The sequence below is a fragment of the Larkinella bovis genome (genome assembly GCF_042655385.1).
Taxonomy (GTDB): Bacteria; Bacteroidota; Bacteroidia; order Cytophagales; family Spirosomataceae; genus Larkinella; species Larkinella bovis.
The window spans coordinates 1-16229 of record NZ_JBHSMA010000006.1; the positions used below are offsets into that span (position 1 = coordinate 1).

Genomic DNA, 16229 nt, shown 5'->3' on the forward strand with positions numbered 1-16229 from the left:
TCCACTTAGGGGCCATGTCGGCCATCCGCATGAATGGCGAACTCCAGGACTATTACCGACGCAAAGTGGCCGAAGGCAAGAACAAAATGCTTGTTCTCAATGCCGTTCGCAATAAGCTGATTCATCGGGTCTGCTCGGTCGTCCACCGGCAGCAGAAATATGACAAAAATTATGTCTCATTACTTGCATAAACCATGGAAATCCGTGCGGTATGATCACTCAATTTAATGAGCTTACAGACACCCACCGGGCAGCCGGCGCTGTGGCAAGTTATTGAAAACTACCTGCCCACACAACGTAAACGTCGGCTTTGCCTTCGGCAGGTGACGAACGCTATTTTTTATATTCTACGCACATGGAAATCGGCCCGGTTTCGCAGGATCACTAAAGACTACGAGCAGACGACCAGCAGTGCAGAAACTTGGTTATTGTGGGCTAATTGTGCTTTGATGTTGAACCGATTAGCAAAATGACCAAATAATATTTCCCAACACTTTCTTAGCGATCCTCTCATCGTGTTCGGGCGTTGCTTTCATACTAGGTTAACTTTTCTAATTGCCCCTTCCTTTTCACCAGGTTTTTATAGTCCCATTGGATCTCTCTTGATTTGCGGAGCCATCGAATTAAATCCGTCGTTTGGACCTGATCTACGCTATGATAATAAACCGAAGCGTCTTTAAATTTATCGCCCCTTATTGATAAATTTTCTTCGTCAAAGTCTGCTCCGCTCCAGAACATAAACCGGATTCCTTTTTTCTGTTTGCTGTACCCAACGATCGGATTTCCGTCTAAAAACCAAACCGGGTGCGCGTGCCAGATTTTACAGCCTGCTTCGGTTAATTCCCCGTCGATCGTACGGGCGAGCAGGTCGCAAATTTCTTTGTCTGCTGCTGTTTGTGTGTCGTTGTAAGATTCAATGGATGCGTTCATGTTTTGTTGCTAAAAATGGTGGATTAACCAGATTGTTAAAAACGGGGTTGCAACTGTATGCCAGCGGGTTGAAGGGATGGCCTGGTTTCGTTCCAATAGTTAAGTGGTTGCGGGGGTAGGGAGTGTGTTGGGGGTCAAGATTTGTCACCAAGGTCCTATGAAAATAAAACGTTCAAGATAAGGACTAATCCTGAAATTTAAACCCTGTTCCATAACAGTTCCTGTTAAATCGTTGTCCGGTATGGATTCGCAGCGTTTTTTGGCACACCATGCTGTTAAATTAGCTCATTCGGGCGATTTTTTAATTCGTAACGCATTACCTTCGCTGACGTAACCCGTAACCAACATTCCTGATAATTTATAGTGATGAAACTCCGTTCTCCTCTCGCCAGCATCGTTGCGCTCGGCTTGCTTGCGGCCTTGCCTTTTGGAATGAGTGCCCAGGAAAAGCCGACCCCAATTAAATTTACAAAATATGATTGCACGGCCTCAAAATACCGCAACGGTTTTTACGAATACATCGCCCGGGGCTCTTTTGTGATTACTAAAGAAGGCAAGTACAGCTATTCGGGTTTTCAGAAAGAGAGTACGGGGAAGTTTAGTGTGGATCAACAAGGAAATTTGCATTTCAAAGATGGCTATTTCGATGGCGGTAAGGCGGAGAAAATAGATCGCCCGAATAAAGTATTCCTGGTCTTTCCGGCCAATCCCGATAATCGCTGGACGTGCAGCTGTTCGGATTCATGAGGGTCTCATGATACGCAGAAAAAAGGACATAGACTGACGAACCATCAGGCTAATAAACCAGTGCGTTACTCTCGTCTTCCTGCTCGTTTATCGAACCGTGTTCCCAAAAGGGACGTAGCAATGTCTCCGTAGGACGCTAAACAGGCATGATTCCGCCGTTCTCGCATGCATGTCGAGCGTGAGCAATAGCCGGAAGTGCTTCCCGTCCAAAGCCGGTTTTTAACGTAAATGTCAAAGGATTACGGGCCGGAGCCCTGGGGGCGTTGTCGCTCGCGGCCCGCGAGCGACAACGGAAGTTTGCTGTAGGGCAGTTTAGATTTGTTTGAACTTTTTATAGCAAGTATTCCGAATCCTTTTTAAAGTAAAAACCCAAAAATATAGAGTATTAACCCGGTGATACAGGTTAATGCCATGTCCCACATCCCAATTTTACCCCAAAGTTTATGGGTCTTGCTAAATTTTCCGGGCTTGGGGTTTTTGCCAAATTTATTGAATGAAATTGGTATCAGGAGTATCCAGATTAAGGAGGTGGTTATCGATAAAAAGGTATGGAAATAAATCATAAAATTCAGGAAGAAGGTTCCTTCATACGCCGAACCTTTTACCATGGCAAAAATTCCTCCATGTTGTTTCATGTCGTATTCAAAAAGTAGTACAACGAAAAACAAAATGATAAACATGGTGAGTTGTATGTTTTTATGTAGCCGGTAGTTACGCTCAACTTTTACTTTTTTATAAGAATACCAAAGGAGAGGCAATATAATGGCCATTGAAATCACTACAATATCCATTAAAACGTCGCAGCGAGCACCAAAAATACTGGGTGGGAAAGATATAGTCATATGCCTATTTTTTTTCGTCTCAGGATTACACGAAGGCTCTTTTAAAGTGGGACAACATTTTTTACCCGATTGTTTTTTGCATTACAGCTAACGGTTGACGGCTTGGCAATGTAGCGGAATATTAGCAAAAAAGTTCAATAGAATTACTGCTGTTAAACCTTACTCAAATGTTTCATAGAAGCACTTCAGCCGCCATATTGCCAAGCCAATGTTAGTAGTAGCTTTACAATTCACTCACTACTTCAATTTTCATCGTTTTTATATTAAATAAACACAACCGCCCTTATTTCCCCTCCTCCCCCAAATCACAACCCTCTCATAATCTTCCCGTAACACTGAGGTAATATAGCCATTCTACCTTTGGGTCGTCAAATAACGACACCAAACCATGAAATTTTTTCTCACCGGCATCACCCTGTTCGTATTCCATTTTGCCGTCCTCGCCCAGAGTGGCTCCCTCAAAGGAACGGTTAAAGACACCAAAAACAACGAAGCCATCATCGGCGCCACCATTCAACTCGTCGGTTCGAATCCCGTCATCGGCGCGGTTACCGACGTTGAAGGCAATTTCGAAATCGCCAACGTTTCCGCCGGGGTTCACCAAGTGCAAATCAGCTACGTCTCCTACGCCACCAAAACCATCGACAACGTGCGGGTCGAAGCGGGCAAAACCACGCTGATCAACTCGGCGCTGGACGAAGACAACAAAACGCTGGCGGAGGTGATCGTCAAAGGCCAGCGCGGCACGAACACCGAAATGGCCGTCATCACCGAAATCAAGCAGATCGAGCAGGTGGCCGTCGGGATTTCGGCCCAGCAGATTTCCCGCAGCCAGGATCGCGACGCGTCGCAGGTGATTCGCCGGGTGCCGGGCATTTCGATTCAGGACGACCGCTTCGTGATCGTGCGCGGACTGAACGAACGGTATAACACGGTGATGCTGAACGACATCATTACACCCTCGACGGAGGTGGATATCAAGTCGTTCTCGTTCGACCTCATTCCGAGTTCGGCCATCGACCGGATGCTGATTTTCAAGTCGGGAGCCGCCGAACTGCCGGGCGACTTCGGGGGCGGAATCATCAAAATCTATACCAAAACCATCCCGGACGCCAACAGTTTCTACGCCGGAATTTCTACCTCGTACCGCGCCGGAACGACCTTCCAGAACCACCATTCGTACCAGGGCGGCAAAACCGACTGGCTCGGTTTCGATGACGGAACGCGCCGATTGCCGTCCAATTTCCCGTCACAGCGCCGGATCAATACCTTCGGAGCATCCTCCGAGCCAGTGATTAACAGGTTCAAAGCACTGTCACCCTATTTCACGCTGCAAAACCGCATGATGTCGCCGGATTTGCGGGCGCAACTGGGGTTCAGCAAGCGGTTTTACATTGGCAGCAAGGAACTGACCAACTTTACGAACATCAATTATACGAATACGCACACATTTTCGAACGTCGAACAATACCGGTATTTTGCCGCTGACCCGACCACCGGCCATAGCGACATTCAATACGCCTACAAGGACCAGTTGCTGACCGAAAACACGAGGCTGGGGGTGCTGACCAACTGGGCCTTCATCCTGAATTCGCGCACGAAATTCGAGTTTCGCAACCTGTTCAACCAGTTGGGAACGAAAGAAACGACGCTGCGGGGCGGGTACAACGATAACAACCTGGAACTGAATAATTACGCGTTTCGCTACGAGCAGAAAAGCATTTACACCGGCCAGTTGAACGGGACGCACGAACTGAACGGCCAGAGTCGTCTGCGCTGGACGGGTGGTTTTGGGTTTACCAACCGCCAGGAGCCGGATTACCGTCGGTTCACGTCGAGCCGTCCGCAGGGCAGCAGCGAACCGTTCCGTATCGATGTTCCGCAGCAGCCCAGCCCGACCTTCCAGAATGCCGCCCGGTTTTACTCGAACCTGACCGAATATGTGACCACGGGCCGCGTCGATTACGAATACAAAAAAGCCGCTTCCGCCGAAACCGCCGACAAACAGATTCTGAAACTACGCGCCGGTCTGTACGGCGAATACAAGGACCGGACGTTCCGGGCACGGTATTTCGGGATCGTGAACCCCAATAACGTCAGCGCCGAAATCCTGTCGCTGCCCCCGGCGCAATTTTTCCAGGCCTCGAACCTGTCGACGAGAGGGTTGTATTACAACGAGGGAACCAATACGCAGGATAAATACGACGCCCAGAATACGCTGTTATCGGGTTACGTGGGGGCGTATATTCCGTTCTCGGAGCGGCTCAACGCGACGATCGGTTTCCGGGGGGAATACAACCGGCAGCAACTGCAAAGCGTCGTGAACGGCGTGCAGAAAATCCGGGTCGATAATCCGATCTTCAACCCGCTGCCGTCGGTCAATGCCTCGTACCACCTGACGGATAAATCGCTGATTCGGCTGGCCTACAGTATGTCGGTCAACCGGCCGGAATTCCGCGAACTGGCGCAGTTTTCCTACTATGACTTCAACTATGACGTGTCGCGGGTGGGAAACCCGAATCTGAAAACCGCCCGGATTCACAACGCCGACGCTCGCTACGAATTTTACCCGTCGGAAGGCCAGCTGATCTCGCTGGCGGCTTTCTACAAGTATTTCATCGACCCGATCGAAGCGAAAATCAACTACTCGGGGAGCGGGGTTTCCTACACCGTCGACAACGCCAACAACGCCTACAGCATGGGGCTGGAACTGGAAGCCCGGAAGTCGCTGCGCGGGGTGAGCGGGTCCGGTTTTCTGGATAACCTGACGGTCTTGCTGAATGCCGCCCTGATCAAAAGCTCGGTGATCAACTCCTTTGTCGGTCAGGAAAATAACCGCTCGTTGCAGGGGCAATCGCCGTACCTGATCAACGCCGGGCTGTATTATACCGACGAGAAACAGGGCTGGCAGGTGAACTTACTCTACAACGTGATTGGCCGCCGGATTTTTGCGGTGGGTGACCGCTCGGTGCAGCCGACGATCTACGAAATGCCGCGCAATGCCATCGACCTGACGGTGACCAAACGAGTGGGTGACCATCTGGAAGTTCGGGCCGGGGTACAGGATTTGCTGAACCAGCCGTTCCGCCTGATTCAGGATTCGAACCTCGACAAGAAAATTACGGACAGCGACGAGGTATACCAGCGGTTCAAACGCGGTTCGTACTCGACGGTGGGGATTAGCTACAAATTCTAAGTTTTTCGAGTGCAATCAATCAACCAATCAATTCAATCAATACACATGAAAAAGTTAACAACCTGGATGTTGGCTCTGCTGCTGAGCGTGGTGACACTGGGACTGATGGTTTCCTGTACCAATGGAGACGATGAAGACGATGATCTGGGTCCCGCACCGGTGCCGGGTCAGGTGACGGAAGTGAGCGGTAACATTACGACCAACACGACCTGGGCGGCCAAAAACCAGTACTTGTTGAAAGGGTTTGTTTACGTACAACCGGGTGTTACGCTGACCATCGAACCGGGTACCATCATCAAAGGCGATCAGGTTTCCAAGGCGTCGTTGTTTATTCTGCCGGGGGCGAAAATCATCGCCGACGGAACGAAAGAAAAGCCCATCGTCTTTACCTCCAACCAGGCGGCTGGCTCACGTCGGGCTGGCGACTGGGGTGGTCTGGTTATCATGGGGAAAGCACCGGCCAACAAGAAAGATTTTAAAATTGAAGGGGAAGAAGTGTCGGTCGTGCCGGGTGGGCCGACGGGCGATGCGGCTGATAACTCGGGCGTTCTGCGCTATCTCCGGATCGAATTTGCCGGGATTGGTTTTCAGACGGATAAAGAAATCAACGGCCTGACGCTGGCGGGCGTCGGCAGCGGAACCGTGATCGACTACATCCAGGTTTCCTACAGCGGTGACGACGCCATCGAGTGGTTCGGGGGAACCGTCAATGCCAAACACCTGATTTCGTACCGCACACTCGACGACGACTTCGATACGGACTACGGTTTTTCGGGTACGGTTCAGTACGGTTTGGCCCTGCGCGACCCGGCCGTGGCGGATCAGTGTACCTGTTCGGACTCGAACGGTTTTGAGTCGGACAACGACGGAACCGGCTCGCAGGATGCGCCCCAGACGGCGGCCCGGTTTGCCAACATCAGTATGTTCATTGCGCCGGGAACGGTGAATGCCAAATACCGCTCGGCGTTCCGGATTCGCCGGAACTCGGCCATCAGCATTTTCAATTCCGTCGTAGTCGGTGCGTATCCGAAAGGCGGGCTGGAACTGGAAGGCACGGATTCGCAGAACAATTTTATCAACGGCAAGAGCGATTACCGCGGGTTGGCCATTGTCACTTCAAAGGCCGTTGTAACGGGTGATACGGTTCGACTGAAAGCCGCCGAACGCAAAAACCTGCTGGGTGTGTCGGAAGCCAGCCTGAAACTGGCGGCCAACTACAACTCTCTGACCGGCAAACCGGGGGTGTTGCCCCAAAGCGGTTCGCCCCTGCTGACCGGCGGTGTCACGCTGCCGTCGGGCCTGGAAGCAAACACGGTGATTGGCGCTTTTGGAACGACCGACTGGACGGAAACCTGGACCAACTTCGATCCGCAAAATACCGATTACACGCTGAAATAAGTCAATTCTTTATATTTGGTGTCGCACGAAAAGGCCGGGGCTTTGCTCCGGCTTTTTTCTTATTTTAGCAGGTTCATTTAAGGAAAGGCTTTTGTCTACAAAATCCATTGGTATACTTGACTAGGGAGTGGAAAAAGCGTACCTTGCCAGGTGGCTAGACCGGTAGACGGATTTTCAGGGAATGATAACGAACGGATGGCTGTCCAGGATACGAATGGCACGGTCAGGGCCTTTCGTTGTTCGCTACGACCAGATTACCAATAAATAGATTCTCCGCCATAGCCGTATTTTTAGAGCCTCCGCACGAATTCGGCGGAGATGCTGTTGATAGTGCCATAGATGATACAATATGAAAAGCCGCTAAACCGCCACCTGATCACGCTAATACTGAAGCACAATGATTTCGAAAAAAGCAAAGTATGCTATTAAAGCCTTAAAAGTACTGACCGAAGAATTCGGAAAAGGCCCTATTCTGATCTCTTATATTTCGACCAAAGAAAATATTCCTAAAAAATTCCTGGAAGCGATCCTGCTCGAACTGCGTAATCACGGGATTTTACAAAGCCAGAAAGGGAAAGGGGGCGGTTATCTGCTGCGGGTCGATCCCGAGCGGGTCAATCTGGCGCAGGTCCTGCGGGTGATCGATGGCCCCATTGCGCCCACGCCCTGCGTTTCGCTGAATTTTTACGTGCGCTGCGACGATTGCACCGACGAAGTTACCTGCGCCATTCGCCCGATTATGCAGCGTGTCAGGGACGCGAATCTGGCGGTTTACGAACAGACTACCTTATCGGCTTTTGCCCGCCGGGAAGCCGAACACCAGGATGTGGTCGTCAACCTGGTCGATACGCAGAACAAATAGTATACGGTTTACGGTTTTCAGTTTACGCCGGGCCGCCGGTTCGGTAGCTTCGCGTGCGCGCTTACTGATGTAGGAATAAGCACGCGCTAGTCCCGCATCATAAACTGAAAACCGTAAACCGAAACCCTACGCCGGCTGGTGTTCCTTCCGCAACAGGTCGTTGACGGTTTTGACCGGGTTGAACGTAATCAGTGGCACTTCCACAAAAACCGTATTCCAGTCGGCCATCGCGCCGTTCCACAAACCGGGTAGCTCCTGCGCTTTGAGTTCTTTGCCGTCTTTCGATTTCGACGTGATGAAACCCGTTTGCGGGTCGCGGTAAGCGGGCAGGTTGTATTTTTCGCCGTTGCGGTTTTTCAGCGCACAGACCAGATCGACCGGGTTGAAGTGGGTAGCCGTATCGAAAATCTGCTTTTGTTCGGCGTTGTCCAGATCGATTTGCGCCGACTCAACAATTTGCAGGGAAACCGATCCATCGGCATTTTTGGCCCAGAACGGCCCTCCACCCGGTTCGCCGACGTTTTTCACCATGCCGCAGGCCCGCAGCGGGCGGTCGAGTTTCCGAAGGAAATAGTCCACTTTTTCGTCCTGCGTCCAGTTGTCGAAACCGTCGGGTGGCAGAATGCAGAGTGTATTCCGCAGGAACTCATCGAGTTCGGCCAGGTAGCCCTCGCTGATCATGTCATCGTCCAGCAATTCCTGAAACCGGAAAATCTGCTGCTGAATATCGAGCAGAATCGCGCCCAACACTTTTTTGTAGATAAACGTATTATCTTTCAGCGCATCCGGCACGACGTTGTCGATGTTTTTGATAAAGACCACGTCGGCGTCAATGTCGTTCAGGTTTTCGATCAGCGCCCCGTGACCCGCCGGGCGGAACAGCAGCGAGCCGTCGGCGTTGCGGAACGGCGTATTGTCGGGATTCACCGAAATGGTATCCGTCGATTTCTTCTGTTCGGAAAACGTAATTTCAAACGTAACGCCCAGCTTCGCTTCGTAATCCGGCAGCACGCGGTCGATCAGTTCTTCAAACCGGCTGCGGTGTTCGGGCGAAACCGTGAAGTGAATCCGGACGCGGCCATTCGAGTTGGCGTAGGCAGCGCCTTCCACCAGGTGTTCTTCCACCGGCGTGCGCGGGCCTTCGGGATACCGGTGAAACAGCAGCAGCCCTTTCGGCAGGTTGCCGTAATCCAGTCCTTCGTCGGTCAGCAACGCACTGAGTACGTGCCGGTTGGTTTCGCCCGAAACGCCTTTCAGCGCGTCGTAAAAGGCAAAATCGGACAGCCGCGCAAAGAAGTCTTCCACCGACTTATCGGTTTTTCCCTCCAGCGCAGCAAACAACGACTTGAACATCCGGGTGGCGGCTCCCGAAGCCGGAACAAATTTCAGCAATGACAGGGAAGGGGCCTTGCGGTCGAATTGCGCCACGAGGTTATCTAAAGCCTGCTCATCGACGCGAATCAGGCCATCGCCGACGGTAGCGGCCTTGATAACGGGCAGAAACGGAAAGGTATTGATAAAATGCTGGATCTGTTCGTCAACCTGCTCGAGGGTCGCGCCCTGCGCCAGAATCTGATGCTGATCTTGTTCGGTGAATTGCATAAATGAATTCAGTATGGAATGCGGTTTTGTACAGGTGGCAAATTCGAAAATTTGTCGTACTCAATCAAGCCATTAAATACGAACTTCGAAAACAACTTCGTGAGCCTCCCAACGGGCCGGAATTCCACCGGGTTCATCACGGCTTGGTAGCTGATCAAGGGCCGGTGGAACCGTCGGACGCATTGCGCGAACGGTTGGCCCAGGCCAGCAGGCTTTCGTCTTCTTTCCGGCGCATCTGAAGGGCTTCTTCCTCGGTTTTGTCGCCATAGCCGCAGAGGTGCAGCAAACCGTGCGTCAGCACCCGCCGGAGTTCCTGCTCGTCGGGTACGTTCAACTGGTGGGCGTTGTCGCGCACACGGTCGATGCTGATGAAAATGTCGCCCTCCAGCCGGTTTTCTTCGTCCGAATTATCAAACGTGATGATATCCGTGTAATAATCGTGGTCCAGGTATTCGCGGTTCACCTGGAGCAAATAGTCGTCGGAGCAGAAAATATAATTCAGTTCGCCGACGGTAAAACCTTCGCCTTTCGCCAGGGCAGTAAGCCATTGACGGGTCGGTATTTTGTGCGGTAGATTGAACGGCGTGTCTTCTGTGAAAAATCGAATCATAGCGCAAAAATAACCAGGCGCTCAGCTTATTTGTATTTTCCGACTAAAAACCGTCAACCCAGGCCCGGATGCGGTTTTTAGCGGTTAGATTTTTACAAAAATTCGGTGCCGGTACAGGATATACAGCATCGTCCAGACCAGCCCCAGCGCCCCCAGCGCCTGGAGGGTTTCGTGCCAGGGTTCGGCCGCATACTTATAAAAGCCCTCAAACAGGAGTTTGGACGTATGGTCGAAGTCGATAAACCGGTAGGCCAGGTACACAACGATCGAGTTCATGCCGATCACTTTGAAGAAGAACGACCAGTTGCGGTAACCCAGCACGTCGATGATCCCGTAAAAAAGCGCCAGGAAATTGAGCGCCATGCCCGCCGTCAGCAGGATAAACGAGCTGCTCCACAAATGCTTGTTGATCGGGAAATGCAGCCCCCAGATCACGCCCAGGGCAATGCTGTACAGGCCGGGCACCACCAGATACAGGAGCTTGGTGCGGTCGGATTTATCGGACTGCAGCAACTGACCCGCTACGGTGCCGATGACCGTCAGGCAGTGCGCCGGAAACTGCGTCAGCAAAGCGTTTTCATCGTAGGTTTTCTGGAGGAGCCGCCCCGGCATAAACGTCCGGTCGAACCAGCCGACCAGGTTGCCCTCAAACGATAAATCGCCCGCGCCAAAACCGGGTACCGGAATCAGAAACAAGGCCGCGTAATAGAGCACCAAAACCCCCGCTACCCAGTACAGCCGCTGTTTCCAGTCGAGATTCAGGAACAAAAACGTGGCGGCCAAACTGGCAATTCCAATGCGCCCCAAAACCGTTCCGAAGCGAATCTGCGCCGGGTCGAATATGTCCAGTGGAATATTCTTATCGAGAATACCGAGCAGAAACAGAATCAAAAACCGCCGGAAGGCCTTGCGGTACAAAACCGGTTTTTCCAGCCCATTGGCCAGACCGGCAGTCAGTGAAAAAGAGAGGGATACCCCCGCAATAAAAAGAAACAGGGGAAAAATGAAGTCGTAAAACGTAAAACCGTGCCAGGCGGGGTGCGTTAGCTGGTTCGCCATCCAGTCGACCCAGGCCAGACCGGTTTTTCCTTTTAGCAGAACCAGAAACGTACCGCCACCCGCAATCAGCAGCATGTCAAAGCCGCGGAGCGCGTCGATGGAAAGCAGGCGTTGGGGCTTCGTGGCCGTTTCGGTCGCAACCGGAGACGGCGCTGAATCGGTTTGGGGATCGGTGAGCATAGCGGGCTAGGAATAGTGTTATGCCTAAAAGGCTCAATGCCAGCCCGTATACTGATGGAAAAGCCGCTGCTACACGCGTTTCGTACGCAGCAGCGGCTTTGGTCCGGTTATCCGGAAACAATTTTCAACTTCGCAAAGCTCAGCAATAACGTTTTTTCCCCGGCGGTTTCGAACTTGATAACGGCTTTGCGGTCGTTGCCGTTCTGGTCGATTTTTTGCACCTGCCCGAACCCAAACTTCATGTGCTCAACCCGCATACCTTCCGCGAGCTTCGAGGTGTCGCTGGGGGCAAAATCGCTGGATGGTACGTGGGCTACGGTGGGTTGCGGAGTCTGCCGACTGGCGGTTTTCTGCGCCAGGCTCTTGACAAAACTCATGGATCCGCCCGACGGGGTTTCCCGCTTGAAATCGTCGCGGTCTTCCCGGGTCGTGTGCCGGATTTTGGCCATTTTTAGAAAATCCGGGTTGATTTCCATCAAAAACCGGCTGGGTTCGCAGACTTTCAGCCGACCGTAATGGTACCGGGATTCGGCGTACGAAACCGTCAGTTTCTTTTCGGCGCGGGTGATGGCCACGTAGAACAGCCGTCGTTCTTCCTCCAGATCGGCCCGGCTTTCGAGCATCAGCTGCGACGGAAACAGGTCTTCCTCCAGCCCGACAATGTACACGTTCCGGAATTCCAGCCCTTTGGCCCCGTGAATCGTCATCAGGGTTACTTTGTCGTTGTCGCCATCGTCGTCTTTTTCGTCGGCGCTGGTCAGCAGCGAAACCACCTGCAAAAAGGCGCTCAGGCTCTTGTCGTCGTTATCGGGATTATCGACAAATTCCTTGATGGAGTTGAGCAGCGCCTGGACGTTTTCGTAGCGCGACAATCCTTCCACGGTTTTATCGTCGTATAACTCCTTCAGGATCCCCGACGTTTTGGCGATGTGCGCGGCTACATCATAGGCATCTTTTTTGTCGAGGAGCAGTTGATAGCTCTTGATCAGGTCGGCAAACGCTTCGATGGCAATGCCGGCCCGACCGGCCACGTATTTGCTGACGTTGCTGACGACTTCCCAGATCGGGACCTGGTTTTCGGCGGCTACGACCGAAATCTTGGCCACCGTCGTGTCCCCAATGCCGCGTTTGGGCAGGTTGATGATCCGCTTGAAGGCTTCTTCGTCGTTCTGGTTGACCGTAAACCGCAGGTACGCCAGCAAATCCTTGATTTCTTTCCGCTGGTAGAAGGACAAACCGCCGATGATCCGGTATTTGATGCTCAGGCGTCGGAGGGCTTCTTCAAATGCCCGCGACTGGGCGTTGGTGCGGTACAGAATGGCAAAATCGGTGTTGCGCAGCCCATCCTGCATCTTGGCTTCGAAGAGCGAGGTCGCGATCAGGCGACCTTCTTCGTTGTCGGAAGCGGCTTTGATGACATCGATCAGCGTACCGTCTTCGTTGTCGGTAAAAACACTTTTGCGCAACTGCGCCCGGTTACGGGCAATAATCGAGTTGGCCGCGTTGACGATGGTTTTGGTCGAGCGGTAATTCTGCTCCAGTTTAATCGTCGTTACATCCGGAAAATCCTTCTCGAAGTTCAGGATGTTTTCGATGTTGGCCCCCCGGAACGCGTAAATACTCTGGGCGTCGTCGCCCACGACACAAATGTTCTGGTTGACCGCCGATAACTTCCGGGTAATCAGGTACTGCGAGACGTTGGTGTCCTGAAACTCATCGACCAGCACGTGTCTGAATTTATGCTGGTACTTATTCAGAATATCGAGGTGATCGCGGAACAGGACGTTCGTGTTGTAGAGCAGATCGTCGAAATCCATGGCGTTGGCCTGAAAACAGCGCAGCGAATAGGCCTTGTAAATCCGGCCAATTTCGGGCATTCGGGCGGCTGCGTCGTCGGCCTGGATGAGGGGGTTGGCCAGGTAGTCGGCCCAACCGACGAGCCGGTTTTTCGCGCCCGAGATCCGCGAAAAAACCATGTTCGGGCGGTAGACCTTGTCGTCCATGCCAAATTCCTTGATGATGCTTTTCAGCAGGGATTTGGAATCGTCGGTATCGTAAATGGAAAAATTGCTTGTGTAGCCGAGTGCCTGGGCCTCAATCCGCAGGATTTTGGCAAAAACCGAGTGGAAGGTGCCCATCCAGATGTTGCGGGCTTCCGAACCAACCACGCTCTCGATCCGGTGGCGCATTTCGCCGGCGGCTTTGTTGGTAAAGGTCAGCGATAAAATCCGGAAGGGATCGACGCCTTTTTCAATCAAATGCGCGATCCGGTACGTCAGCACCCGGGTTTTTCCCGAGCCCGCACCGGCAATAATCATCAGCGGTCCGCTGTCGTGCAACACGGCTTGCCGCTGGGGTTCATTTAAGGTCGAAATATAATCCGTCACAACTCCTCCGCTTCAGTGTTTGTTCATCTTGAAATAACATTCAAAACTACTAAAAAAGTTGCGGATGTGCGGAGATCCGAACCACGGATCGCGCCCTGAAGACCGGGCAATTCCGGGCACCAGAGAAACGCTCGAAATCGTAAGGATCTTTCGGGGGTAGGTTAGGCGGCTTTGCGGTTATAAAAAGCCAGTTCAACGCCCAGTTGCTCGTCGATCCGGTTCAGCAATTGTTCCGCCGGAAATTCCTCGGTAAAATCCTTGTCAAGGAAGCTGAACGCAAGCTGCCGATCGGGGGCGACCAGAAACAGGGCCGGATAGGGAACATCTTCGGTAATGCCAGCAATCCAGTTCCAGACCGGATCGTCTGCCGAATGAACGCCAAATTTGGCCGCAATCTGGTTCTCAGCGTCCTGCGCGATCGTGAACGGCAAATCGTGCTGGTCGACCAGCGTTTGCAGCGAATCGGTCGAATCCGGCGAAATCACCAGCAGATTGCCGCCCGCTTCCCGGATGTGCGCATAAAGCCGGGTCAGTTTTTGCAGGTAAGTTTTGCCGTAGGCGTTCCAGCCGGAACTGTAAAAGGCCACCACCAGCGGGCCGGTTTGCAGCCAGTCGTGCAGGTGAACGGTTTTCGAATAGTCGGTTTGCCAGGTAATGTATTGCCCGATCGTCCGCTGGCGATGAACGCCAAACAGAGGGGCTTTCTCCCCCGGTTTCAGGGGCGAAACCGGAACCCGTTTCCGGAATACCTGTGGGGTGGAATACAGATCGGTGTCTTCGTGTACGGTGTCGAAAAAGGCAATCATATACTTAGTAAGTTTATAGACTATCTATGTTTTTAAATCAAGCGAACCCCGTCGGCTGAAACCGAAGCCGTTTAAAGAAACGGAAATGAATAGGGTTAGGGGAATGTAAGAGAAGGGCGTGGTTAATAGCCCATCCTGGCGAGCATCCAACAACAGCCACCCCTAAAAACAGAGTTCGAGGCAGAAACCGACTGAAATCGGTAGGGGGTAGTATGTCGGGCGGAAGAAAGCATTACTATACTTTGTCAATAGGATATGTGCAAATATAGAAAATGAAAGTAATTCGCACCAAATTTTTGCCCGTATAATTTAGGAAACGGTTAAGGCGTTTCGGCCACGCGGCTGACGGGGGAGGGCAAGTGTTCCGTTTCTTCGGGCTCAGCCGGTTTCGGGGCGGGTTGAGGCATCGGGCCGGTTTCTACCGGGCGCAGTTGGCGCGCGATAAAAATGCTCGCGAAAATAACCGCCATTGCCAGGTAACCGACCCACGAATAATGAATGAGTTGTCCACTTTCCGTTTTGGTCACGAGCAACCCCGCGCCGTAGGTCGCTGCGGCCTGCGCCAGGAGTTGAACCGACGAATTCATGCTCATAAAACCGCCCCGGTGCTGCGGATCGACCACCGCCGTCACCATCGCCTGAACGGGAATAAACCGGGCGTTCGCGCAGATAAAAAAGAGCGCGTTTACCGACAGCAGGTAGATCAGGCCCGAGGGCTGCATGGAGGTCAGGAGAAACATCGGAACCATCGATAATACGGCAAAACACACAAAAACCGGGTATTTTCCATATCGGTCGGCCAGCCGTCCGGCCAGCGGGGCCGTAAAAATGGTCACCAGGCCGCCGACGAGGTAGATCAGGTACAACTGCTGTTCATCCAGTCCGACGTTGGCGACCAGATAGGGAGACAACAACGGAATGAGGCTGAAATGGCCGAGCATGATGGTTGTCGTCAGCCAGAGCGCCCGGAGTTGGTTCGGGCTTCGCAGAATGGATGTCACGGTTTCCAATGGATTGAATCTGGCGTGGTGGTTTTGAAGGTGCCCATCCAACCGGGGCACAAACCGGATAATCAGGCCCGTGACCAGAACCCCCAGGCCACCGATGGCCAGAAACGGCGCGTGCCAGCTAATTTCGCTGGCCAGGTACAACCCCAGTGGAACCCCCACCACCGAAGCCACCGAGAAGGCCGTCGAAATAAACGACATCGCCGTCGCCCGGCGTTCGTACGGAACCACGTCGGCCACGATGGAAAATACCTGTGCGCCCAGAATGCCCCCGAACAAACCGGCCGTAGTCCGGGCTACGACGAGCAGGCCGAAGGTCGGTGCCAGCCCGCAGGCCAGGGTGCCGATGACAAAACCGATGTAGGAAATGAGCACGACTTTTTTCCGGTCGAAATAATCGACGTAGAAAGCCGCCAGAAAACCGGAAATTCCGGCACTCAGGCTGTAGGCGGAGACAATAAAACTGAATTCCTGCGGATTCAGGCCGAAATGCCGCATCAGTTGCGGCCCCATCGGCATCATGATGATGAAATCGACAATGTGCGTGAAATTGATGCACGCAAGAATAAAGAGCAGAATTTTTTCCTGGCGGGACATTTTTGT

12 protein-coding genes and 1 pseudogene are annotated in these 16229 nt (G+C 52.6%); 5 read left to right on the top strand and 8 right to left on the bottom strand.

Annotated features, from left to right (window positions below; genetic code table 11):
* A pseudogene (locus ACFPMF_RS18180) lies at positions 1-191 on the top strand (IS110 family RNA-guided transposase); the annotation flags it as partial.
* Positions 192-537: 346 nt separating this feature from the next.
* On the opposite strand, the gene ACFPMF_RS18185 reads toward ACFPMF_RS18180, so the two are convergent.
* Complete coding sequence (locus ACFPMF_RS18185; RefSeq protein WP_379847978.1) at positions 538-930, bottom strand: DUF1801 domain-containing protein; 393 nt, start codon at positions 928-930, stop codon at positions 538-540.
* 366 nt (positions 931-1296) lie between these two features.
* Between ACFPMF_RS18185 and ACFPMF_RS18190 the strand changes: the two genes are divergently transcribed.
* Entirely contained in the window at positions 1297-1677 is a 381-nt protein-coding gene (locus ACFPMF_RS18190; protein WP_379847980.1) for a hypothetical protein, read from the top strand.
* A 356-nt stretch (positions 1678-2033) separates the two neighbouring features.
* Here ACFPMF_RS18190 and ACFPMF_RS18195 read toward each other — a convergent pair whose 3' ends face one another.
* Positions 2034-2519, bottom strand: a complete 486-nt coding sequence (locus ACFPMF_RS18195; protein ID WP_379847982.1) for a DUF420 domain-containing protein — start codon at positions 2517-2519, stop codon at positions 2034-2036.
* 388 nt (positions 2520-2907) lie between these two features.
* Here ACFPMF_RS18195 and ACFPMF_RS18200 point away from each other — a divergent pair, with 388 nt between their 5' ends.
* The 3 genes from ACFPMF_RS18200 to ACFPMF_RS18210 all read left to right on the top strand — a co-directional run bounded on the left by ACFPMF_RS18200 (position 2908) and on the right by ACFPMF_RS18210 (position 7975).
* A complete protein-coding gene (locus ACFPMF_RS18200) occupies positions 2908-5715 on the top strand; it encodes a TonB-dependent receptor (protein ID WP_379847984.1) in 2808 nt (935 codons plus the stop codon).
* Positions 5716-5760: 45 nt separating this feature from the next.
* Complete coding sequence (locus tag ACFPMF_RS18205; RefSeq protein WP_379847986.1) at positions 5761-7113, top strand: T9SS C-terminal target domain-containing protein; 1353 nt, start codon at positions 5761-5763, stop codon at positions 7111-7113.
* 397 nt (positions 7114-7510) lie between these two features.
* Positions 7511-7975: an RrF2 family transcriptional regulator gene (locus ACFPMF_RS18210; protein WP_379847988.1), complete on the top strand. Its 465-nt coding sequence runs from the start codon at positions 7511-7513 to the stop codon at positions 7973-7975.
* A gap of 126 nt (positions 7976-8101) precedes the next feature.
* On the opposite strand, the gene ACFPMF_RS18215 is transcribed toward ACFPMF_RS18210, so the two are convergent.
* The 6 genes from ACFPMF_RS18215 to ACFPMF_RS18240 form a co-directional block, all read right to left on the bottom strand.
* Positions 8102-9577, bottom strand: a complete 1476-nt coding sequence (locus tag ACFPMF_RS18215; protein WP_379847990.1) for a DUF4301 family protein — start codon at positions 9575-9577, stop codon at positions 8102-8104.
* Positions 9578-9731: 154 nt separating this feature from the next.
* The gene (gene ybeY, locus ACFPMF_RS18220) at positions 9732-10187 is read right to left on the bottom strand and encodes an rRNA maturation RNase YbeY (RefSeq protein WP_379847992.1); all 456 of its coding nucleotides are present in this window, start codon (positions 10185-10187) and stop codon (positions 9732-9734) included.
* 84 nt (positions 10188-10271) lie between these two features.
* On the bottom strand, positions 10272-11426 hold the full coding sequence (locus ACFPMF_RS18225) for an acyltransferase family protein (RefSeq protein WP_379847994.1): 1155 nt from the start codon (positions 11424-11426) through the stop codon (positions 10272-10274).
* A 107-nt stretch (positions 11427-11533) separates the two neighbouring features.
* Entirely contained in the window at positions 11534-13813 is a 2280-nt protein-coding gene (locus ACFPMF_RS18230) for an ATP-dependent helicase (RefSeq protein ID WP_379847996.1), read from the bottom strand.
* 161 nt (positions 13814-13974) lie between these two features.
* Entirely contained in the window at positions 13975-14619 is a 645-nt protein-coding gene (locus tag ACFPMF_RS18235; RefSeq protein WP_379847998.1) for a redoxin domain-containing protein, read from the bottom strand.
* 320 nt (positions 14620-14939) lie between these two features.
* The gene (locus ACFPMF_RS18240; protein ID WP_379848000.1) at positions 14940-16223 is read right to left on the bottom strand and encodes an MFS transporter; all 1284 of its coding nucleotides are present in this window, start codon (positions 16221-16223) and stop codon (positions 14940-14942) included.
* Positions 16224-16229 lie beyond the last annotated feature (6 nt).